At 43.1% G+C, this 1,348-nt stretch carries 2 protein-coding genes; one reads left to right on the top strand and one right to left on the bottom strand.

The genetic code is table 11. The features are described 5' to 3' along the window. Positions 1–160: 160 nt before the first annotated feature. Positions 161–634 carry a TetR/AcrR family transcriptional regulator gene (locus BCT81_RS01130; RefSeq protein ID WP_102423026.1) on the top strand — a complete coding sequence of 158 codons (474 nt, stop codon included), beginning with the start codon at positions 161–163 and terminating at the stop codon, positions 632–634. Between the two features lie 11 nt (positions 635–645). On the opposite strand, the gene BCT81_RS01125 is transcribed toward BCT81_RS01130, so the two are convergent. Beyond that, the coding region (locus BCT81_RS01125) for a GGDEF domain-containing protein (RefSeq protein WP_133152479.1) at positions 646–1,348 on the bottom strand (703 nt) is incomplete at its 5' end.

Here is a 1,348-nt window from a genome sequence, read left to right as displayed (position 1 = left end):
ATACTAAACCCAACGCTAAACTTGGCTATAAATATAAAATAAGTAGCCAAAGTCAAAACATAAATCTAAGTTTTCCACTTCTGGCTAGTTCAATATATGGAATGATATTTCATATAGGAGTATGCTTTTACTTTGCTTCCCAGTTAAAGGCTCTCATAGAATGGCTAAGCGCAGTAAGATCGATACCTGTCGAACTATCCAACTCATCCTCGATACCAGCTGTCACCAATTACTCACAGTCGGATATCAAAATATGTCTTATACCACACTCAGCCAAGCGACGAAGATATCCAGAACGGGAATAAGCCATCACTTTCCTAAGAAGACTGACTTTCTAATGGCATTAGAAGGACGATTCTTAAAGCTTTTAGTTGATCATCTGACGATTAATGAAGGAAGTGATGCGTTGGAACTGTCTTGGCAGAAAGCACTTCAAAGCAAAGAATTCACAGCTATTCTTAGGTTGGTATTCCATCACTCAGTCATCCGTTCTGAAACGTGTCACTTCTCTCAACGTTTGATGGATAACTTCGTTAAGGTGATTACTTCTCATGCAGGAACACAAGCGAACAAGCAAGTCGAGCGTTTATTGGGCGTTAGCCTTGTACATATTGCCAAACATGATAGAAAGTAGAGAAAAGCCCATTACTTCGCACTTGCTACACAAACCACTCTATTTCGACCAGATTCTTTTGCTTGATAGAGCGCATCATCGGCGACTTTAAGGTGCTTTTTATAGGTATCGCGATTGAGCTGATCATTCGCAATACTCACCGAAGCGCCAATTGAAGTCGTGATGTCTAAAGGCCCCGACGGCGTATCGATCGGGGTTTGTGCAATCGCCAAGCGGATGATGTCTAACTGCTGCTGTGGGGCCAGAGAGCCAGAAAGCAACAACACAAACTCTTCCCCTCCCCAACGAGCAACCACATCATTTGAGAATAGGTGTTGCTGGATACGTCTCGCGACTTCCACCAGCACTTGGTCACCGACATCATGTCCATGAGTGTCGTTCACTTGCTTAAAATAGTCTAAGTCCAAGATAGCTAAGCTGGTGCCAAATGAGTTACCGTTAAATGGCGTAGAGCTCGTCAGCAGCTTTTCTAAATAGCGTCTGTTGTACAAACCTGTGAGTTCACACGTGGTAGATTGAGCTAGCAGCGCATCGTTCGTTCTTTGGATTGTTCTCAGTCTCACCATTAATAAAACCGCACTGATACCCACCATGATACCTAATGCCACTACAATACGATTTCTTAGTTGCTGTTTTTCGAGCAATAGCTCGTTGAGGTCTTTCTCGGTATTGAGTAATTCATTCTCTTGGGCAAGCGCCGTGGTTGCATAATCT

It is taken from the genome of Vibrio sp. 10N.261.52.A1 (assembly GCF_002876325.1).
GTDB classification, from domain to species: domain Bacteria; phylum Pseudomonadota; class Gammaproteobacteria; order Enterobacterales; family Vibrionaceae; genus Vibrio; species Vibrio chagasii.
This window is presented reverse-complemented; position numbering and strand designations above follow the sequence as displayed.